At 45.2% G+C, this 21,453-nt stretch carries 22 protein-coding genes; 5 read left to right on the forward strand and 17 right to left on the reverse strand.

Translation table 11 applies throughout. The features are described 5' to 3' along the window. Positions 1 to 92 precede the first annotated feature (92 nt). The 3 genes from EL84_RS23545 to EL84_RS23555 form a co-directional block, all read right to left on the reverse strand. Positions 93 to 1,103 (reverse strand): aldose 1-epimerase, encoded by a 1,011-nt coding sequence (locus EL84_RS23545; RefSeq protein WP_047843331.1) that lies wholly within the window; start codon positions 1,101 to 1,103, stop codon positions 93 to 95. A gap of 179 nt (positions 1,104 to 1,282) precedes the next feature. After that, complete coding sequence (locus tag EL84_RS23550; RefSeq protein ID WP_036673769.1) at positions 1,283 to 2,092, reverse strand: MBL fold metallo-hydrolase; 810 nt, start codon at positions 2,090 to 2,092, stop codon at positions 1,283 to 1,285. Between the two features lie 180 nt (positions 2,093 to 2,272). Next, the gene (locus EL84_RS23555) at positions 2,273 to 2,545 is read right to left on the reverse strand and encodes a hypothetical protein (RefSeq protein WP_047843332.1); all 273 of its coding nucleotides are present in this window, start codon (positions 2,543 to 2,545) and stop codon (positions 2,273 to 2,275) included. A 210-nt stretch (positions 2,546 to 2,755) separates the two neighbouring features. On the opposite strand from EL84_RS23555, the gene EL84_RS23560 reads away from it, so the two are divergent. The 4 genes from EL84_RS23560 (at position 2,756) to EL84_RS30950 (ending at position 7,079) form a co-directional block, all read left to right on the forward strand. Further along, on the forward strand, positions 2,756 to 3,988 hold the full coding sequence (locus EL84_RS23560; RefSeq protein WP_036613753.1) for an aminopeptidase: 1,233 nt from the start codon (positions 2,756 to 2,758) through the stop codon (positions 3,986 to 3,988). A 90-nt stretch (positions 3,989 to 4,078) separates the two neighbouring features. Next, positions 4,079 to 5,311, forward strand: a complete 1,233-nt coding sequence (locus tag EL84_RS23565; RefSeq protein WP_047843333.1) for an aminopeptidase — start codon at positions 4,079 to 4,081, stop codon at positions 5,309 to 5,311. A gap of 246 nt (positions 5,312 to 5,557) precedes the next feature. Further along, positions 5,558 to 6,148 (forward strand): RNA polymerase sigma factor, encoded by a 591-nt coding sequence (locus EL84_RS23570; protein ID WP_017688141.1) that lies wholly within the window; start codon positions 5,558 to 5,560, stop codon positions 6,146 to 6,148. Then, entirely contained in the window at positions 6,126 to 7,079 is a 954-nt protein-coding gene (locus tag EL84_RS30950; protein WP_053061588.1) for a hypothetical protein, read from the forward strand. Before EL84_RS23570 ends, EL84_RS30950 begins: the two co-directional genes overlap by 23 nt. 2 nt (positions 7,080 to 7,081) lie before the next feature. Here EL84_RS30950 and EL84_RS23580 read toward each other — a convergent pair whose 3' ends face one another. Next, on the reverse strand, positions 7,082 to 7,594 hold the full coding sequence (locus EL84_RS23580; protein WP_047843334.1) for a hypothetical protein: 513 nt from the start codon (positions 7,592 to 7,594) through the stop codon (positions 7,082 to 7,084). A 233-nt stretch (positions 7,595 to 7,827) separates the two neighbouring features. Here EL84_RS23580 and EL84_RS23585 point away from each other — a divergent pair, with 233 nt between their 5' ends. Further along, positions 7,828 to 8,478, forward strand: coding sequence for a hypothetical protein (locus EL84_RS23585; RefSeq protein ID WP_047843335.1), 651 nt, complete (start codon positions 7,828 to 7,830; stop codon positions 8,476 to 8,478). 68 nt (positions 8,479 to 8,546) lie between these two features. Here EL84_RS23585 and EL84_RS23590 read toward each other — a convergent pair whose 3' ends face one another. The 13 genes from EL84_RS23590 to EL84_RS23650 form a co-directional block, all read right to left on the reverse strand. After that, a complete protein-coding gene (locus tag EL84_RS23590) occupies positions 8,547 to 9,863 on the reverse strand; it encodes a hemolysin family protein (protein WP_036613746.1) in 1,317 nt (438 codons plus the stop codon). A gap of 377 nt (positions 9,864 to 10,240) precedes the next feature. Beyond that, positions 10,241 to 11,824, reverse strand: coding sequence for a sigma-70 family RNA polymerase sigma factor (locus EL84_RS23595; RefSeq protein ID WP_082219116.1), 1,584 nt, complete (start codon positions 11,822 to 11,824; stop codon positions 10,241 to 10,243). Between the two features lie 226 nt (positions 11,825 to 12,050). Then, positions 12,051 to 12,509: a spore coat protein GerQ gene (gene gerQ, locus EL84_RS23600; protein ID WP_036613981.1), complete on the reverse strand. Its 459-nt coding sequence runs from the start codon at positions 12,507 to 12,509 to the stop codon at positions 12,051 to 12,053. Positions 12,510 to 12,584: 75 nt separating this feature from the next. Then, a complete protein-coding gene (locus tag EL84_RS23605) occupies positions 12,585 to 13,007 on the reverse strand; it encodes a cell wall hydrolase (protein WP_036613979.1) in 423 nt (140 codons plus the stop codon). 160 nt (positions 13,008 to 13,167) lie between these two features. Continuing rightward, positions 13,168 to 14,853, reverse strand: a complete 1,686-nt coding sequence (locus EL84_RS23610) for a hypothetical protein (protein WP_152683063.1) — start codon at positions 14,851 to 14,853, stop codon at positions 13,168 to 13,170. Positions 14,854 to 15,057: 204 nt separating this feature from the next. After that, positions 15,058 to 15,807, reverse strand: a complete 750-nt coding sequence (locus tag EL84_RS23615; RefSeq protein ID WP_047843337.1) for an SDR family NAD(P)-dependent oxidoreductase — start codon at positions 15,805 to 15,807, stop codon at positions 15,058 to 15,060. Between the two features lie 147 nt (positions 15,808 to 15,954). Then, entirely contained in the window at positions 15,955 to 16,347 is a 393-nt protein-coding gene (locus tag EL84_RS23620; protein ID WP_017688132.1) for a DUF2500 domain-containing protein, read from the reverse strand. 208 nt (positions 16,348 to 16,555) lie between these two features. Further along, positions 16,556 to 17,125 (reverse strand): hypothetical protein, encoded by a 570-nt coding sequence (locus EL84_RS23625; RefSeq protein WP_047843338.1) that lies wholly within the window; start codon positions 17,123 to 17,125, stop codon positions 16,556 to 16,558. 252 nt (positions 17,126 to 17,377) lie between these two features. Continuing rightward, a complete protein-coding gene (locus EL84_RS30955; RefSeq protein ID WP_053061589.1) occupies positions 17,378 to 18,463 on the reverse strand; it encodes a collagen-like protein in 1,086 nt (361 codons plus the stop codon). A 316-nt stretch (positions 18,464 to 18,779) separates the two neighbouring features. Further along, entirely contained in the window at positions 18,780 to 19,373 is a 594-nt protein-coding gene (locus EL84_RS23635) for a C39 family peptidase (protein WP_047843339.1), read from the reverse strand. Between the two features lie 43 nt (positions 19,374 to 19,416). After that, positions 19,417 to 19,911: an AAA family ATPase gene (locus EL84_RS23640; RefSeq protein WP_047843340.1), complete on the reverse strand. Its 495-nt coding sequence runs from the start codon at positions 19,909 to 19,911 to the stop codon at positions 19,417 to 19,419. Between the two features lie 35 nt (positions 19,912 to 19,946). Continuing rightward, complete coding sequence (locus EL84_RS23645; RefSeq protein ID WP_047843341.1) at positions 19,947 to 20,489, reverse strand: GNAT family N-acetyltransferase; 543 nt, start codon at positions 20,487 to 20,489, stop codon at positions 19,947 to 19,949. Positions 20,490 to 20,517: 28 nt separating this feature from the next. Beyond that, positions 20,518 to 21,264 carry a class I SAM-dependent methyltransferase gene (locus EL84_RS23650; protein ID WP_152683064.1) on the reverse strand — a complete coding sequence of 249 codons (747 nt, stop codon included), beginning with the start codon at positions 21,262 to 21,264 and terminating at the stop codon, positions 20,518 to 20,520. Between the last annotated feature and the right edge of the window lie 189 nt (positions 21,265 to 21,453).

Here is a 21,453-nt window from a genome sequence, read left to right on the forward strand (position 1 = left end):
AAGCTTGTGTATCTCGTCATATTATACATGATTTGCGAGCAGGTTTTCACCTTTTCGACAAAATTGTAAGCGTAGCGCAAAATGAGCGTGAATTATTTTTGTGACGCAATTGGATACAATCGGCTGCTCTGTTCGAATAGTTCACCTGGTTCCAAACCGATCAATCCGATTTCTTCTGCAGGTATGCCTTCAACATTAGGAGCGTTAACCAGGTTCATCTGTGGTTCAGGACAGAAGAATTCGCCACCCATGTTATTGTTCCAGATCATCCAGTGCTTGTAGGAAGTACCCACATCGTATACCAGTTTGTCTCCAGTACGGTGATCCGTAAGTTCCATATAGTTACGTCCATTCTGCGGCTCCGCCGTGTAATGATTATCCATGGCAGCAAAGAACGGACTAACCCCGTCTTTCTTCAATTGTTCTTCCTCAGGTGTAAGCGGTTGAAATTGTCCTGTTGGCAGGGAACGCTCATTCAATTCACGACGTTGTCCAATCGTAACTTTGGCCGTGTAATCCGAGGCTTGACTGTCCGGTGCAAAAGGTACAGCAATCGCCGTGTGGAATGCAAACAAATTCGGCATATATTCAGTCCCGTTGTTGCGGACGATCAATTGTTGCTGAAGTCCTTGGCTGCTCAAAGAGTAACGAAGCGTCACCGTAAACGTAAACGGCAGGTACTGATGGAATGTATGCCCTTCTTTCACGTCCTGGCTAAGCAACACATAACTCTCCAGCTGATCAGAACCGTATCCCTCAACCTTCCACTCGGCATCATGCAAAAATCCATGCAAATGGTTACCTGTAGCCGGTTCGTTCACAGGCAACTGATAGACTTTACCATTCCAGGGAAAACGTCCATCCTCATAACGGTTCGGTGGAGAAAGAATCGGAATTCCATAGACCGCAGGTGCAGCCATAAACTCATCCATCTGATCCTGATTCGGCTCTCTCAAGTAACGGAAACCCTTTTCTGTATCACGGAAAGCAACGAGGTTTGCACCTACGCTTGGAATAACTGCCGCTTCAAACTGATTAAAACGAAGCCAAACGGCCGGAATCCCTCCAAATTGTTCTTCAAATGCTGCATTTTGCTGTGTCATCGTTATATGTACCTCCTGCATACTAAGGTTATATTATACGGCTCGACTATATCATGCCCGAGCGCAAAATACCAATCTATGATAGAGAACAAATTCATAATAGAAAAACAAAAAAGACAGGAAAAAGACAGCTGTAATACGTTACGGCTGTCTCTACTGTCTTTCATATGATGGTTCAATTAATCCACATATTTGCCATGATCCGGCACAGTGCTCTCTTCAAAGTCCAGATCAAGCCGCTTCAAGGATTCACTCAGCATATCTCCGCTCAAGGCATGCCCGTGCCCGGTAATCGCAAGTTTCGGCTCCAGATGCCTTATATGCTGGACAGATTGATGAGCAGCCTGCCAATCGGTTGTGAAATAAGATGGCGGGCCATGCAACTGTTTGTCCTGAAGCAACACACTCCACAGCGACTCCTGCTTCACTGTGATGATTGCATCTCCCGCAATTAACAAACGGTCTGCTTCTCGAAACAGCGACACATGTCCAGGCGTATGACCTGGCGTGTGCACCCACTCCCATCCTGATAGACCTGGAACGGAATGATCTTTGGGTAAACTGAATATCCGATCATCCAGATTGATTGCCTCATTGGGATAAGCGAATGACAACCTGGACATTAAACCTCCACCTACAGAAGGGTCCGCTGGCGGGTAATCTTTTAATCCCGTTAAATACGGAATTTCAAGCGGATGAGCATACACTGGCACACCCCAGAATTGTTCCAGCTCAATAACGGTTCCTACATGGTCGAAGTGACCATGCGTCAATATGATCGCAGACGGCGGACCTTGAAATCGTTCTGTTGCAACCTGAACAATATGATCTGTGAACCTCGCCATTCCAGTGTCCACGAGGACCCAGTTCCTGCTTCCTGGCTCTCCGATGAACACGACATTAACGAATAGTGTACGTAGACTGAGAATATCGGGCGCGACTTCTTCAAGTCCCGTCAACCCTTCTGTAATCAGATTGTCAGATGCCATTCACGGTTACCTCCCATTAGGCGGATTGTCTCTCTGGTTCCATTCATCTCGTAGACTTCCCTTTTCTGGATCATCTATTCAACATTTCCAATAAAATAGACGGTATACACCCTGTTTTGGGCATACACCGTCTAGTATAGTCATCGACACAACACAATAGAACAAGAACATCTCGGCCAGTTATGCCGGAAATGCCTCCAAAGCAGCATCGAGCAATTGATTATACAGATCGTCATCATTCTCAAGCAACTCGTCCATACGCAGTAACTCTTCTTCATCACCAGATTGCTCCGTGAAATGCAAGCTATAGTCCCAATCTTTTCCGTTCTTGCTCATGAAGGTAATCTCATATACTGACTTTTCGCCTTCTGTGCGGTAAACAGTATTTCCCACGTATCCTTTTTCACCTTCACGGCGCATTTCAGCACTTATAATTTCAATATTCACAATCATTCTCTCCTTTAATCTTTCATCTACAGTCGGTCTCCAACATTTCTGGTAAACCTAGTTTGGTAATTATTATTGGTTAATTGTACAATATATAACGTAGCAACGTATACCTTATTCAATGAAGGAACCATTCTGAGTCCTTACATAGTTGTAATGAGGACTATAATAGCCAACAAGCTACGATATTATTATCACATTGGAGGAAAAAATAGCATGAATACTTTTGAAACGAATCTGCAGCAATATGCTGAACTGGCTGTACAAGTCGGTGTCAATGTCCATCCTGGGCAGACACTCGTGGTTAACGCTCCAATCTCGGCAGCACACTTTGTACGACTGATTGTCAAAGCAGCCTACGGTAAAGGTGCGAAATTGGTCAAAGTAAACTGGAGTGATGAAACCGTTACACGTCTTCATTACGATCTTGCACCTGATGAAGCCTTCTCCATTGAACCGAAATGGTTTGCAGCTGAAATGACTGAACTGGTTGAAGAAGGTGCCGCTATTCTGCACGTCATCGCTGAAAATCCGGATTTGCTGAACGGTGTAGCGCAGGAACGCATTATTACCAGCCAAAAAGTGCGCGGCAAAGCGCTCGAAAAATATCGTTCTTATCAGATGGCTGATAAATTCAGCTGGTCTATCGTGGCCGTTCCTTCTCCGGAATGGGCAGCTAAAGTGTTCCCGGATCTGCCGGAAGCGCAACAAGTGGACCGCCTGTGGGATGTCATTTTCAAAACGGTACGGATCGGTGAGCAGGATGCTGTTGCCGAATGGAAAACCCATTTGCAAAACCTGGATTCCCGCGCTGATCTGTTGAACAACAAAAAATACAAGAAGCTTCACTATACAGCTCCAGGCACAGACTTGACCATTGAACTTCCAGAAGGCCATATCTGGGTATCCGGTGGAAGTGTGAATGAGCAAGGACATGTCTTTATTGCCAATATGCCTACGGAAGAAGTATTCACGGCTCCGCTGAAAACGGGTGTTAACGGTACAGTGCGAAGCACGAAACCACTGAGCTACGGCGGCAACCTGATTGACGGTTTCTCACTAACATTCGAGAACGGCCGAATTGTTGACTATACCGCCGATCAAGGTCTCGATGCACTCAAAAACCTGATCGAGATAGATGATGGCGCACACTATCTGGGTGAAGTAGCCCTCGTTCCACATCAGTCCCCAATTTCCGATACCAATATTTTGTTCTACAATACTTTGTTTGATGAAAATGCCTCCAACCATTTGGCGATTGGTAATGCCTATGCCTTCTGTCTGGAAGGTGGTAAAACGATGTCCAAAGAAGAGCTGATTGAACGTGGTATGAACTCCAGCCTCACTCATGTAGACTTCATGATTGGATCCGGAGAAATGAACATCCACGGTGTGACCTCCGAAGGCGCGGAAGAGCCGATCTTCCTGCAAGGAAACTGGGCATTCTAATCCCGTTTGATGTGATTTAGGAGAGAGGAGATTACTCCTCTCTTTTCCTGCGTCAACAGGTCAAAAATTCAACAATTGGAGGGAACTCATATGTTAAGTTTTGAACAAAAACTGGATCGTTACGCTGAACTTGCTGTAAGAGTAGGTGCTAATGTGCAACCAGGGCAAGTATTTGTCATCTCTGCGATGATTGATATCGCTGAATTTGTACGGTTGCTGGTACGTAAGGGATATGAAGCTGGAGCCAAGCAGGTGATTGTAAAATACGGAGATGAAACCGTCAATCGATTGCGGTTTGAGATGGCCCCTGAGGAATCCTTCCAAGAGCCGCCGAAATGGCATGCAGCGGAGCTTGAAGAACTGGCGGCCAATAATGCAGCCTTCCTGACCGTATTGTCATCCAGCCCAGACCTGATGAAAGGTATTGACCCGGAGCGGATTTCCACCCATCAGCGTACATATGGTCAGGCGATGGCCAAGTACCGTCAGTATCAACAGGCGGATAAATTGAGCTGGACGGGTGTGGCATGTCCTTCGCCCGATTGGGCAGCCAAAGTATTCCCGGATCTCCCGGCAGCTGAGCAGGTTAGCCAGTTGTGGGAAGCCATTTTTGCTGCGGTGAGAGCCGATCTGGAGGACCCTGTAGCGGCTTGGGAACAGCATATTGAACGACTGGAGACCAAAGCCGTTGCCCTGAACAACAAGAAGTATCAAGCATTACATTTCCTCTCCCCAGGGACGGATCTTACTGTCGAGCTTCCAGAAGGTCATATCTGGGCGCAGGCAGGTAGCGTGAATGAGCAAGGCACCCCTTTTGTCGCGAATATCCCGACAGAGGAAGTATTCACCGCTCCAGCCAAACATGGCGTTAATGGCAAAGTGTCCAGCACCAAACCACTCAGCTATGGCGGTAGTATCATTGATCGTTTTTCACTCACATTTGAGAACGGACGTATCATTGATTTTCATGCCGAAGAAGGTCAGGATACGCTGGAAAGACTCATTTCCATGGATGAAGGATCTCATTACCTCGGCGAAGTCGCTTTGGTTCCCTTCCATTCACCGATCTCTGAGAGTGGTATCCTGTATTACACTACACTGTATGATGAGAATGCGTCTTGCCATCTTGCGATTGGCAGTTCCTATGCATTTAATATCGAAGGTGGCAAAACGATGTCTCCTGAAGAACTTGCAGCCCGTGGCATGAACACCAGCATCACCCACGTGGACTTCATGATGGGCTCTCCCGAGACGGACATCTACGGTATCACGGCAAACGGCGAACGCGAAGCCATCTTCCTTAAGGGAGACTGGGCGTTCTAAATGATCGCGGAAAGTTATCTCCCGTAATGTATGTTCTCTGAATAGTCGAAAGGCTGTCTTGCATCCATGTATTCATGGTTGGCGAGACGGCCTTTTATTAATTTTCAGCAAACTTTCCCGCATGTTATACACACTTCTCTCATCTGGTTTTTCCCGGACCAACCTCCCATTGTACCGTTTCCATATTATGTTGTAAAATGTAATGATACCAATGTTTGTGGACTGTTCACCAGAAAGGAGAACATCATGGCCAATCGGCTCCAGTTATTACTAGCCTCAGATTTCCATAATTTAGGCTCTGCACTTCAAGAAGAAGTGTATTATGAATATTATAATATGGTACATGGTCTTATCGTTTATATCATCAAGGAGCGTGCTGCAGCAGAAGATATTATTCAGGAAGCTTTTATCAAAATCATTAAAAACAAACCCATCTTTGAAGACGAGGTCAAACTGAAAGCCTGGCTCAAGGTTGTCACACGGAACACAGCTATTAATTATCTGAGAAAAAATAAAAATAACCGTAACCAATTGGATACGGATAGTGTTTTTATAGATATGGAGACAATGAATCAGACGGCAGCTTCCGTGGAAAGCATGGTAGAAACGCAGATGATGGAAGAGTCCATTGAATATTATCTCAGACAGCTCAAACCGGAATATCGTGTATTGGTGGAGTTACGGTGGAAAAAAGGTCTCTCCTACCGAGAGATGGCCGAACTGCTGGATACCTCCGAAGACATTGTGAAGCAACGCTTGTTCAGAGCCCGTGGCAGTATTAAGAAGAAATTACATAAGGAATGGGGTGGAAGCATTGAGCAAAGGCAAGTCCGATAAAAACGTGGAGCGATTCGATTCAGAGCTGGAAGACGAATATTTCGACGCTGCGTTTGACCTGGCTTTTGATGAAGCTTTCCATCAGGCTGTCTCTGCCCCTTCCGCCTCCCATACCGAAGCCATGCAGCACTCCTGGCAGAAGGTAAACAGGGAAATTAACAGAATCGGTTTACGTAAAAAAAGAATACGTACCTTGCGACTTTCAGTTGTCGTAGCTGCGTCCGTGACCATCGGAGCCGTTATTTTCAGCCTGCCGTCCGGTACGCAAGCGGTATCCCCTTTTGTGCAATCCATCAAGGATTGGGGCAATGGCATGAAATCCATTATCATTGAGGATCGTACGACCCAACTGGGGGCTGATCCGTCAACAGCCAAAACGCCTCCACCACCAGAAACCAGCTTAGACGACATTCTTAAGGTACAAGAAGAAGAAGCTCTTAATACACCTTCGTATGAGTTATCGAGCCATCTGTTTCGTCCAGTACTTGTTACGGAAGAGATCGCACGCGAAGGGTTCATGGGTGACTTTCTGTTATCCAATGCCATTCCCGAGAGATTCAACAAGGTCAAATTCGAACTTGTGCTCGATACTGAAAACCCTGTGAATCCAGACGATTATTATGAGTCCACACAAATGAGAGTTCAATATACCAGTGAAGGCAAGAGCATAGAGGATGAGATCATCCAGTTTGATTATGTCCATGTCATGCCTGGGGAGAAAATTGAAGGGGCCATGCTTCGTGATATGAGCACCGTAAAGCTGGCGGATGGCTCGGAAGCACTGATGTATATCGGCCCACCCTATAACTCCTTTCAGTGGATGATGGGTTCCAACAATATGAGTCTGTTTGGCACCCTTTCGGAAGAAGAAATGACTGCTATTGCCAACGATTTTCAAGAGCAGAAGTTTCCCGGCAGCACCCGTCGATAAGATCAGAATAACACGGTGCCAGAGACATGTTTGCTTGTTTCCGTGGTACTTCCATCATACGCTGTATGAATACTGGTAACGCGATAATAATATCCTGGCATAACGGTCCAATCCGATGTAGCATTCAGTAAGTTTGTATTCGTTGCATTGTTGGAATTCGTTTTAAAAGTTACCCATGCTGTTCCTGTCCAGCGCTCAAGTCGATAATCTACGGAAAGTGTCTTCATTGCTGTATATGTCATGGTCTTGGTATTGACGATAGCCGATAGTCCACCCCCAGGAGTGACTGCACCGACCGCTTGATAGATATGTCCAAGTTCTCGAGTGTTAGCAAACGAATGGATGGATGGTTCCGGCGGAGGTGGGGGTGTAAGGGCACCAGAGGACACGTTGATCATCGGGCTTGCAACGGCTGGTTCGGACGTAGGTATAGCCAGGATTGTTGGCACCATTAACAAGGCAACAAGGGTTATTTTTAGCATAGATGCTGCACTCTTTGTTTTCATTTTCCACATATTGATCCATCCTCCGCTTCCATACTTGATTTTGTGTAAGGGTATAAACGGACGGATCGGGTGACAGGTTTCAAAAAAAAATTAGACGCTCTGATGTTTCTGTCGGCAGCGTCTTTTATCTTTGTATACATCTCCAGCATGGTTGAAACCTAAATTATTCCAGCCCGTATGTATTGGGTAATGGATACACGAAACCATATGAACCAACCAGATTTGCAAATGAGGTGTAAAACTTGAGTAAATTTCAATTCAAATCCAGAAGGCATCGTCACAGCTCCAATCCGAATCAACTACATATCGAAGTTTCCGGCTCGTTCAAACGTTGGCTTGTTATCTTGGTGAGTGCGCTTACCGCAGGGACCTTAATATATTTCTTGGCTACAGCTCGGGAAAGCTGGATAAGCATGGGGATTGACCGCTATGTATTGCCCTTTATGATCTGGGGACTTGCACTGTCCCCCGTCCTTGCTTTTCTTTTACTTAAGCAGAGCGGACGAACCCTTTCCCATGTCAAATTTTTACGTGTTTTCGGGATTGCTTTCTCCCTTCTGCCTCTGGTACTTCTGTTTTATGTGTTACCCGTAGCACTTGGCATGGTGAATGATCACCTGACCCAGTTTAAGCAAAATCCCGTGTTATCCACCACTAAGGTGGGGGACTACAATTCTCACGAGGTTACTTTTGTCGATACGCCTATGTACGCCATCATCACCATTAAGACACCGATAACAACCCAATCCACTCGAAAAAAGCTGAATATCCAGTATGATCTTGCTCCGGGAGAGAATGTTTACGTCACTTATAAGCGAATTTCTATCGAGAACAGCTTGGTCACGGAGAATCGTTACGCCGATATTGTCATTCATGCACCCAAAGAATCATGAACATGTAAAGAAGCTGTACGATGACCATTACGTCACCATACAGCTTCATCTGTTACATTTCGATCTGGCTACGCGCCTTCTTCTTCAACCAATAGTTCCAGCTTAATCACATTTACTCGGGAAATCCGCTTATGCTCTGTCTCTTGAATGACAAATACATAACCCCCATACTCAACCGATTGACCGACCTCAGGTGGAATGGCATCTACTCTGGAGTATAACCAGCCCCCGATGGTATCGTAATCGGCACGATCCATCTCCAGTCCGAATCGTTCGCTGACTTCTTCAATCAGCATCAATCCATCAATAGAGTATTCCATCTCATCCACTTGTTCAATGACAGGACGCTCATGGTCGAATTCATCCTGAATCTCGCCTACGATCTCTTCCATGATATCTTCAAGTGTGACAAGGCCGGAGGTTCCGCCGTATTCATCAATCAGAATCGCAATCTGTGTCTTGCTACGCTGCATACGTTTGAGCAGATCACTGATCAGCGTGGTATCTGGCACAGCCAGGATGGGCCGGATTACGGAGATGGTATCCGTAAGTTGGGATCGCATCAGATCCTTAATGTGAATAAAGCCGATAATATGATCCTTGTCTCCGTTATATACCGGATACCTTGTTCGCATACTCTCACTGGCAATCTCCAGATTCTCCAGCATGGACTCATTGGCATTCAGACAGATCATTTCCGTCCGCGGAATCATAATTTCACGGGCGGTTGTATCCGTAAAATCAAATATATTATCAACAAGTGCTAATTCAGTGTTATCAATTAAACCGCTCTTATTGCTTTCTTTCATCAGAATGCGTATTTCATCTTCGCTATGTGCGGAGTCCATCTCCGAAGCTGGTGCCATTCGGAACAGTCTCAACAAGCCGTTAGCCATACCGTTCAGTGCCCATATGAATGGATACATTAACTTGTAGAAGAACGTTAGCAAAGCCGCAGACCACAACGTGATCGTCTCAGACTTTCGAATCGCCATCGTTTTGGGAGCAAGTTCTCCCAGTACAATGTGCAAGATCGTAATAATCACAAATGCAATGGCAATAGAGATTCCATGAACGTAGACTGGTCCCAGTCCAAATGCGGTAAACATGGGCTCTAACAGATGTGCAATTGCCGGTTCTCCCAGCCACCCGAGTCCCAGTGAAGCCAAAGTTATACCTAGTTGGCAAGCTGACAGATATGCATCCAGATTACGTACGATATTGGAAGCATAGATGGCATTTTTGTTGCCTGTTTCCACCAAAGCCTCAATCCGGCTTCCACGAACTTTCACCATCGCAAATTCCGCCGACACAAAGAAACCATTCATTAATACAAGTAAACCAATGATTACTAAATTTAAAATACTCGGTAAGGGGTCACTCAAATTTTCATCCTATTCGCCGTCATTCTTCGGCAAATAGGTCCACCTCCTTCGAAAATGTAGGATATTTGCCATTCTGCCGCTCATATGCAATTTCAACTTCCCAATGCTTCCACCTCCACCTTGTTCTGTCGAATAAAAAAGATATGCTTCTTTTATTATATAATTCTAAACTACACAGTCAATCCGTGTCCTATGACAACGAAATGGCACAAACGCCTTTTTTCTTGAACAAAAGTCTCGATTACGCTGTTTTTTTAACATTTCACAAACAATGATCTACCATAACCAAACCAAAAAGAGCATCCTCGCTCATGCTTCGACATGGCTGGATACTCTCTTTTTTGTAATACGTTATTTTCTTAAATTCTATCCGCTGATTACGATGTCGACTCAATCTCCACTACGGTTTCCGAAGCGGGGTTCCAACGCCATCTGGCTAGTTTCCCGCTTTCGTTATGCAATCCACCGATCCAGAATTCATCCTGCTTCAGCAATGCCCAATCGACTTCTCCATTTAACACCTGAATTCCGAGTTCCGTTAGCGACAGGATTCCGTCACGGAATTTTTCATCATGCTGCTTGAAATTAGGGAAAGTGGTTGCACCGCTCATCTGAAGAAGAGCATGAGGTCCTTCTGTCATCCGCTTCAGATGTGCCCAGTATTCAAGATCACCCATCCCAAGAATATGCAGCTTGTCCCCTACCTCACGAAATAATGGATACGGATGCTCCACACCTGCTCTTATGGTCTCCAGTGTTGTCTGCTCAATGAGTCCCAGACCGTTCGATACAGATGGCAGACGGGACAAATGTGCCTTAAAGGCAGCTTTCGCAAAGGGTAGCGCAGAATTGTCTGCCTGCAAGTAATCCAGATGATGCCGGAAATCAGTCGACGTATAGGCTTCCCAGAACTGCGCACCGGCTTGTAACTCGTTTTTCTCAATCACATGCCAACTGCCAGACAGACGTTCAATCTGTGTGGAGGTAAGCTGTCCAAGTCCTCTAAAGTGCTCAATCTCTGGATACGAGTCAATACAGAGCAGATTCAGTTTCGTATTCTGGAGTGCTTGTCCTTTGAAATAATGCAATAGATACGATAACATCGTTTGATCATAGAGATCGTATTCGAACCATAAAACAATTTCTTTGTATTGTTGAAACGAATGCAACTTGCGTTCAAGCTCTTCAATCTTCAAGTATTCCGCCTGTGGAATGCCCAACTGCTGCTCTAACACGGTTGCCCGATTCTGCCGCTCCTTCGTATCTCCCATCTCTTTGGCTACCGGGCCGAACGTGTACAACTCTCTCCATACCAAGATGTCTCCCTGAATTCCACTTTCTCTTAAACGATTGGCAGCGTGATCCCCATTCATAATGTGTAACAATCCTTTTCCCCCTTCATACAAGTCACTGAATACAGAGACCAGATCCCTTACTGGCATAGAGCGCTTGAGTTTGGATCGGGCATCGAACAGTCTTTTCTTTAATGCAGGTACCTTCACCCCGAGGAAATCCGATATTTCCTTGAGCGAGTATCCTTCCAAATAAAACAGTTCAACAGCAATCCGCATCGATGATGGCAGTATTGCAATGGAATCACGCAGCGTACGATACATTTCATTTTGCACCGCTTGTTTTTCCGGATTATGCGACTGATCCTCTTCATGGAATACATGCTCCAGCTCCTGAACTGGGATCATGGTATGTTGCTTGCGTCTTAGCCAGCGATAACACTGCCTCTCCACGATAACCTTGAACCACCCGGGAAAAGCCTCAGGAGCTTCCAGCTTGGACAGATTGCCAAAGGCTTCAGTGAACGCCTCCTGTACGACATCTTCAGCCCAAAATGTATCTCCTAAACGATTATAGGCAACAGCAAGAGCCATTCCGCGATATTGAGACATCAGTTGTGCGTAAGCTTCGGTTTCGCCCTTCATCGCTCCTTCAATCCATGAATTCAATGCTATGGACTCCCTTCATATAAGCATGCTGCTTGTTCTATTCATGTATAAGTGCCATGTTATCTCCAAAAGGTTACGTATGACTCTAAACCTATATTAACCTTCGTATATATGTTTATGTAAAAAGCTGTCCTGTCTGCGGATTACCTCCACATACAGGACAGCGAAGTAAATCAATATGTGTTAGACATGTCAGTTATCAATCAACATGATGAGGTGCCAATGATTATCTGCTTGGAGCTTGCGGGTAATTGCCTACTACGCCCGGATATTGATACAACAACGGCTCATCAAATGTAGCATAGTCGAAGTTGACCATCAACAGCATGATCCGTCTTCCTGTCTTCGGGTCACTGATGATAATATGGTCACGGCCCGCTGCTTCAATAATACCTTGGAATATGCGAGCGTTCCATTCTTTGTTGCCTTCATATGTCATGTAGAATGTACCGAATTTACCAAGGTTCAAACGTAAAATATTCTCAATGTATGACTGCTCAAACTGTGGAGCTGTTGTTGTAATCACTGCACCCGTTGGTGTCATTGGGCTTCCACTGGATACGAGTGGCGGTACACTTGTGGAGCTTGGTGATACCATCCCTGGCGTTGGTGACATGGCAGGCATTCCGTTACCGATTTTGTAAGACGTACCTTGAACCTGAGAATTAGCTTGTTGACCCAACACGGAATTCGCTTGCTGACCCATTGTTTGAGTTGTTGGTTGATAAGGCTGATTAATCATGATGATTCCTCCCAAAATTTAATATACTTCCGGACAGTCATCGCCTGTCGGACTGAAGAAACAATGCGCTTTGAAACGTCCTGTATTTTGCTGGTCATACCACGTTGGTGGGCAGTCGCCCACAGGTCGGAAAAACCACAATGAATTGCTCGCTGGCCAGATGCGCTCTCCATTGATCACCCGTTGTGCGAGACGAATCTCGGACTGTCTTGCCCGTTGGTAAAAGTACCCCTTCTGTGTTGACTCGTAGCCTCCTGGATTCTGGAATACCATACGATTGATATCGCGAATATCCTTAAAGTCCAGACAATCCACCAGCACCCGGTTCACACCTACATTGCCCACAAGCAACATACCCTGATCGCCGTCACCTTCAGCCTCTGCCCTCATGAGCCTAGCCAGCAGCTTGACGTCCTCTGAGTTGGCTTTAATAACAGCCATAGTCTGTTTCCTCCCTTGTTTCAGCTGTTCATCTCCGTACATCGTATTGTGCAGGAGCCCATTCGGTGACACGATTCCATCTTTTTTCCATAAAAAAAAGCCCGGAACCTCACCCAAGGTGAAGTCCCGAAGCAACTCGTTTCTTATAATACTCGCCTGTTTAAGGCTTGGCTTCAATCCAATAATCATAGGCATGAACAATGTTGCCTTGGTAAGCCTGATATTCGGCCAGCAGATCCGGAAGCTTGGCAAGCTGAAGTTCCATCTCCGCTGCCCCTTTTTCATAAAAAGAAATATGAGGACCTTCGTGGTTCTGCTTCATTTCGACCGAAATCATCAACCTTTTACCGAAACGATCGGCGATCTCCATCTCCTGACTCACAACAGCAGCAATCCCATTGGAACCTTCGGCGTTGTTACGGAAAGCCATCAGCGACACATGATCGAGTGTACGGATCATAAATTCAGCCACAGATGTATCCTTTCCTGGTAACGCGAAGCTATCCAGCCATACAGCAAGGTCTGCGCTTGTTTCGAGATCACTGTCCTTCTTTGTTTCTTCCTGGAAAAATGTAATATTGGCAGCCCATTCGGTCAATAAGGTGTCCCGACTATTCTCCCACTCTGGCAAAGTGTAAGGCTCAATATCCAGATGGATGCCTTCAAATCGTTCATCAGGTTCGGATTCAGCATTATAGTTTTTCACATAATCAATCAAGCGCTGAATGCGTGGACGATTCTCCTTTTTGCCCCAGATGGGGTGTCCACCCATCGCATGGATCTCAATGCCCTGCGCTTTTGCCCGTTTCACAAAACTGCGATAGCTGGAATAGGGTTGATCCAGGTCCAACCGGACATACAACCAGTTAATATTCTGCTCTCTAGCAAATGCTAGTATGTGCTCTCCCCCGTCATTCGTCACCTGAGAGGCCTCCCAGATATACGTTCCCCGAATCTCTGGCTGATTGGATGGAATCTCGGGTGATGGCAGTTCCGACGGCTCCAGTTCTCCCCAGTATACGATGTCATGTACAGCAGAACCTGCGTAGGAACTATGCTCGCCGAATGCGGAGGCAACTTCTTCAATAACACTTTCCAGTTGTGCCGCACCTTTACCGGCAAATGACGTGAACTCCTCGCCTGGCATGGGCTTGGTGTTCAACCCAACCGTGACGCTCACATTGCTGGCATCTGCCCAGTTCATTTCCTGTTCAATCAAACGTATGATACCATTGTTCCCTTGCGCATTATCACGGTAAGCGAGTAAAGTGACATGCTCCACTCGGTCAATGAACCAACGTGACAATGGTTCGTTATCTGCATCTTCAGAAACTCTATTTCCTGTAACGGTATAGGAATCCAACCAAAATGGCAGGTCAATATTCACTCTAACTGCGCCATCCTGTCTTACTTGCTCAAATAACAGATTCATATTGGCTACCCAGGATTGTACCAATGGTTTAGCATCTTCTTTCCAAGCTGGTAACACATAGGGCTTGATATCCAGATGTATGGCATCAAATTGCTCGTTGGGCTCAGCAGCTTGATTGTAATCACTTACCCAAGACGCTAATCTGAGCATGGGGCCTTCACGGCCACTGAGTGCCCAGGATGGATCGCCTCCCAGCGCTTCAACCGCAATACCTGCACGGCTTGCTTTGGCTATAAACGTCTGGTATACCTCTTTGGACAGCGCCATGTCTACATTCACGTACAGCCTGTTTATCTTATGTTTAGCTGCATTGGCCAACAGCTCATCTCCGTTGCTAACAGACTGTGCCTGCCATACCCAGGCCGCCCGTATATCTGCGCCGTCTGCTTCAGCAGGTGACTCATTCCCTATCATTATCATCCCTCCGATCAGCAGTAACAGCCAAAATACCTTCCGGGATTGTTTCCCGAACATATACTCCCTCCATTCCTCTACTGTTGTAAAATCACATTTATTATAGCAACCGAGTTATTAAAAACAAATAAGCCCAAGTGCTTAACTTGGGCTTATTGCTCTGAAGTTGGGACAGCTTAGGGCTCGCCCGGTTCAATCCCGGTTCTAGTCCTCATATATCATTTTTCGGGTCATGCCTCCATCAATAACGAGGTTGGTCCCTGTGACAAAGGTATTGCTTGGATCAGACAAATATAAACAAGCACGGGAGATATCCGAAGGAACACCCACACGACCGGAGGGATGCTGTTCATGATCCTCCTTTTTCAATTTCTCCACGTCACCTGTCTCAATCCATCCCGGACTGATACAATTGACCCGAATTTGGTCTTTGCCCAATGAGACCGCCAGCGCATGCGTCAGAGCTACAATCGCTCCTTTGGATGCTGCATAAGCTTCGGTATCCGGCTCAGACATCAGCGCACGAGTTGAAGACATGTTGATAATGGCACCCCCATGTTCATTGCTTTTCATATGTTTGGCTGCTTCCCGACTCGCCAAAAAGCAACTTCTCACATTGGTATTGAGTACATCGTCCCATTCTTCCAGCGTCAGCTCATAGGGTGACTTCCACTTGGCGAGTCCTGCATTATTCACCAAAACATCAATTTGTTTGAATTCTTCCACGGTTGTCCGAAACAGATTCGTAATATCCTGCTCGCTCCGAACATCACATTGGACAAAGATGGCTTCTCCGCCTTCATTACGAATGGAAGCTGCCGCGGCCGCCCCTTCTGCTTCCTTGTAGTCGGCAAGTACAACTTTGGCTCCAGCGACTGCATAAGCCTCAGCCACACTTCGTCCTATTCCCTGAGCGGCCCCGGTTACAACAACGACCTGATCTGTAAATGACATATTGATTGCCTCCTCTATGGTAATGATCTTTTGATCATAATCTGATTAAGCCTCTTCTTATATAAAAACACGTTATGCCCATTAAGAAACGCTTGTCCAATAAATAATCAAAAAAAGCTCACGCCATCCTGGCGCAAGCTGCTCAGTTTAACCCCGTAGGCGTTCAGAATATACGCGATTATATCGCTCGAAGCCTACATAACGCGTTCCTTTGAACGAGAGCCGTCCTTCATCCCCCTCAGCACACAGGCCATACTCTTCGCCATTGACTTTGAATTCGAGCCGATCTCCACTTTCCACTTCAAAGGTGACGTAGTATAACGTTCGTGCTGTACTGCCCGGTTCAGATTGCGACTGACTCATCTTCATCCGTCTGCTGGTGATTCGTGAAGGCACGGTCAATAGGGGCTCCGAGTTGTTACGTCCCCACCTCCATACCTCCTTTCCCATCGACAGAAGAACTATACCTATAATCAGAACAAATACAACCGGAAAGACGGTTCCAAACAAATCAAACATCCAGGATGATTCAATGCCCATGTCTCTCCCTCCGTTCATACAACTTAGGACAGCCGGAGTCTTGACCCGTCTCCAGTAATGTATATGCACGTAAACAAGGAACTTGTTATCCGGATTGAAATCCAACGATGTGAAGGGAAAAACCCTCCGGCAGAATACCGAAGGGTTGCTTCATACGAAAATAAGTACTATTTCATTATCTAATACCCTGCTGCCTGGCAGCCATGTTTTACTTAAAGGTTGTTGCAAATCGTTGATCCGACAATATAACCTGATTAACCTGTCCCTCTTTTGTCAGCATAAACGATGCACGATAGATAGCCAAATCATCTTTTTCCGCTTGCAGCGACTTCTCATCCAGGAATGTTTCCTTCTGAATATGATAGGCATAATCGATATTACGTTCAGATTCGACCAAAACATGTTCCTTGCCATACAGATCGAGAATCTCTTGATGTGTCATCCCCGCCTCTGCCCCGCGAGCCGTCTTAAAGTACCCTTTCGAGTCCTTATTCAAGATGATACTAACGACTTGGGCATCCCTATAACCAATCGTGATTCCATTATTGTATTGATAGGATTGACCCACACCGGTTGATGTTCCCTCACCGAGGATTTTCTCCGTCTCTTCCTGACTCATTCCATACGTAATCTTATCCTCACTGTCGGTCTTCGTCACAGCCAGATCCTGTTCTGAAAATTCGTTTGGATTGAATTTGCTATTGCTGCAAGCCGTGACCATGATTAATAATAATGCCGCAACAACCCATGTAATTTTTATCCAGTGTCCATTCTTCATGCACTCACCTCTGATGTTTTTCCAATATTTTATCATATTATCTACTGAAAAAATAATTAGTAGTGACGTTTTCACCATTCCTCAAAAACAAAAAGGGTATCCGATATGTACTTACTCCTGTACCATTATCCGCTCCAACTGAGATAACAGCCTCAGGTAAAGCACTGCTATCTCAGTTCAAGCAAACCCATGTTACCGTTGTGGATGCATATTTAATAAAGTTGAGGAGAGTTTGCTAGCCTGTTAACGGATTCACGCTATTTGTGTGATCACAAGATGTGCCGATACAGGTCTGGTTCCGCCTGCAAGAGGCGTCATGGTTAATGCAGTGGAATTACCTGCTGGATTTCGTACGGTTAGAATTGAATTTATTACTGTTGTTTGCACGAGAGCCATTCCTGGCATCTGACTTGTACCTGTTGCCCGTCCCACTACTGAATTGGAAAGATCACCACCATTGAGTGTTAACATAAGTTGCCCAGCTTCATTCATACTCCCCTGGAACATAACTAAATACGTACCAATGGCTGCCAGATTGAATGAACTAGGGCCCGTGCGAGAGATCGTCGTTCCACTTGTTGGACCATCTTGAGGGAAGTTAACATCTGCACCTGGAGCAACCGTAGCAGCATTATCAGGTGGCATCAGGGCGAAAAAGTCAGCGAACCCCAATACGCCTCCAGCTGCTCCTGTCGCACCTGTAACTCCTGTAACTCCTGTGGCTCCAGCGGGACCAGCTACTCCAGTCGCACCTGTCAGGCCTACTGCTCCCGTTGCACCTGCTGGTCCTGTCGAGCCCACTGCTCCGGCAGGGCCCACTGCTCCGGCAGGGCCTACCGCGCCTGCCGGTCCTGCTACTCCTGTCGCCCCCGTCGGCCCAACAGCTCCAGGAAAACCTTGAGGTCCAATTGCTCCGGCAGGACCTGGATTACCTTGAGGACCTTGTGGCCCTACGGCCCCTGCTTCTCCCGGAATCCCCTGTGCTCCCATAGGTCCAGCAGGTCCGACCGGACCTTGAGAGCCTATCGCTCCAGCAGGACCTGGCTGTCCCTGAGGCCCTTGTGGTCCAGGTGGCCCCCCCGCTGGTCCTTGAGCTCCAGGTGGCCCTTCAACCCCTTGTTTACCTGGAATACCTTGTACGCCCTGTACGCCTTGTATACCTTGTGGTCCTGTTGGGCCAACAACAGTAGGTGTAGATATGTTCACTTCTGGAGGCGGACATTTTACTCGAACGAACTTTTTGACCACTTTCAATCGGCGTTCTTTTCTTTTAACTTTACACGGATGGAATGTTGCCTTTTTTCTCTTCATACGTTTCTTCACTTCTGAATGACTCACAGTGCGGACACCTCCCTACAGACATAGTTTAATGTACGTATGTAGATGAAAAGGTGCGTGGACGAACAACCATTTTAGTTAAAAACTCAGCTAATTCCCAGAAAAAACAATAAAATGGATATCACACCGCCCATACGGTTGATCTAAATTGTTCATAACCATTAATTGAGGCGAGCTGGTTTACGTAGCGATATCTGTTCAAAAAAACTCATGCCATTTGGGCATGAGTTTCATGATTTAACAACGCAGACGTTCCGAATAATGCCGATTAGTTCGTTTAAAGCTAATAAATCATGCCCATTGAAAGAGAGCCGTCTTAAATCTGCGTCGGATGGACGACGATATAGGAGTTTTGAGAAAAAGGTAACCACGACCTCCATAACGTGTTGAGTTCACTTATGCTGATTTTTCGATTGTAATATTCTTCATCACAATTAATCTTGTGGTCTAACGATTCTGCCAAGTAAAAATGCGTTTCATCATAGCCAACGACGGGAACAAAATGCAAATAACGTTGTTTGGGATGTACTCTAATAAATAAAATAACAGGCACACCCTGGCTGATCTGTTTTTTCAACGTATTCACATTTCCTCGTAAGTACATTGCCTGATATCCTAGTTTTCTGAAAAAAACAACGACCGCTTTGGGATATACCGTCCCATCCAGTAATTTGCGAGGATAGGTTTCATAAAGCTTTGTTCCGTTGGACTCCAAACCGAAATGTCTCAAGACAAACGCACTGGAAAATGCAGCGCATTCGTAGTTTTTCTGAATATCCAACCGATTTGAAGATTGAATGTAATATGTGCTTGGCACATTGACTGTGTACATGCGATCTTTCTTAGGAAAACTGAAATAAAGGGAGATCACCCAGAGAATAATCAACCAAAGTAATACATTGAGAAACAATTCGTGACCTCCTTCGTCTCATCAGACGATGTCTTTTAGATGTTCATTCAACACACCAGTTCTTTAAAACCCATTCTTTAACTTGTTCAGCTACTTCCACTGCTGTAAGTTCTGTCGTATCAACTGTTTGCATTGGCGGGTCAAACGCAGTTTCCGAATTCTGGAGTAACCAATTGGCAAAATTCTTGTGATCTTCAATCAAGTTCACGTCCCACCCACGGGCTCTTAAACGCGTCTCGCGAGTAACATCGTCACAATGCAAATTCATATATAGAATTCGATCAAATCGATCTATGTAATCCGACGATGCAATGTTTTCCGGAACCATCGTTCCGCATAAAACAGTCCCTCGTCCACTTAGCGATATGTTATACGCAATCCTCAACCAATTCTCTTTGGCAATCTGCCAATCCACGTTATCGATGATATCCATATCAAAGACGTCAAATTCGGGAAGTTGCTTCCGAACAAGCGAAGAGATCGTTGTTTTTCCTGTTCCACTCGCGCCTGTCACTACAAACAGCGGTAATTTTCTCATAACTAGCCCCTTTAGTTAAAATAAAATTTGATCTATTACGTTCTCCATTGATCTGCTTTCAACCCATAAATAATCCTGTTTAAATATGTACCGTTAATATATTCGTAATCTCTTAATTCACCTTCACGTTGAAAGCCTAATTTTTCAGGAATTGCGCGGCTTTTGAGATTGTCTGTTGCTACGCCAATTTCAACTTTATTTAATTCATGTTCATCAAATGCGTAATCAATTAGAATTTTAATCGATTTTGTAATAAGTCCCCTACCCTCATAATCCTGACCAAGCCAATATCCTATTTCAGTCTTCTTGTTTTCTTGATCAATGTATAAGTATCCAATAGAACCAGCAAGCTCGTCTCCACACCAGATTCCTAACCAATAACCATCATCTTGAGCATAGCGTATACGTGTTCTCTTGATGAAATTTCTTGAATCATCTTCTGTTAATGTCATGCTGGGGAACTTCAACCACGCTCCTATATGATCCCTGTTTCGATCGATCAGATTATATAATTGGGGTGCATCTTTCATTGCCAATAGCGATACATAGGTAGCAGTATCCATTTGATATTTAAACATATCCCACTCTCCGATTCATTTCATTTAATCATCGTTTTCTTGCTTTAATTACAAAGGATACAGGTAACATCTTCGCTCTTTTAAGGAGACTATCGCTATTATTATGTAATTGCATGATATCCTCATCGGATTCTTCTATCATTTGTTCAATGACAAATCCCGCTTTCGCTAACGCATTGACATAGGTTGATATTTGACGATCAGCCAAGGTTAATTCACCCTGACAAAAGTCAGGAGATATCGCATACCACGATTCATCAGAATATGGCTTATTGAAGACAAATCTATCATTTTCTTCAACGACACATCTATGAATTGGATGAGACCAACTGAAAATAAAAATACCATCTTTCTTTAAATAAGAAGCGATTCGGCTGAAAGTAACTTCAAGATCGGTTGTCCAACCTATGGCATAAATCGAATACACAGCGTCAAAATAATTAGTAGGAATACCGCATTCCTCTTCCATGGGTGAACATATCAATGTTGCAGGAATTCCGTATGTCCTCAAGTGTTGTTGTGTCTTTTCTATCTGTTTCTGGGATAAATCCATACCCCACAGTTCACCTGCTTTGCGGTCTCCATGATACTGCAAGGATTGAGCATTTCCACAGCCCACCTCTAACATCTTTAATCCTGAGACATCACCAAAAAGTTGGTGTTTTTCTTCTGAGATAAATGCTCCATAATGTGGAAGCACGATTGCACTCAAAAAGTCATTCCCTTTTGTATCCCAATAAAAGCTGTTTGTTTCATAAACACTGTACTTGTTCATCTGATAGCCTCCTTTATACACTACATTCAGAACATTACTTGTTACCTTCGTTGAAATATGTAATCTCATTGCCATTAAGTAAGCTTTTAAAGCCGTTCTTGTAGTAAGGCATAAGCTCATCTGCCTGTGTTATATCCAACCATGCAATCTCAGAGATTTCGTCTGGTCTTGATATCTCCTCTCTCCCTC

This window comes from Paenibacillus sp. VT-400 (assembly GCF_001029205.1).
GTDB classification, from domain to species: domain Bacteria; phylum Bacillota; class Bacilli; order Paenibacillales; family Paenibacillaceae; genus Paenibacillus; species Paenibacillus amylolyticus.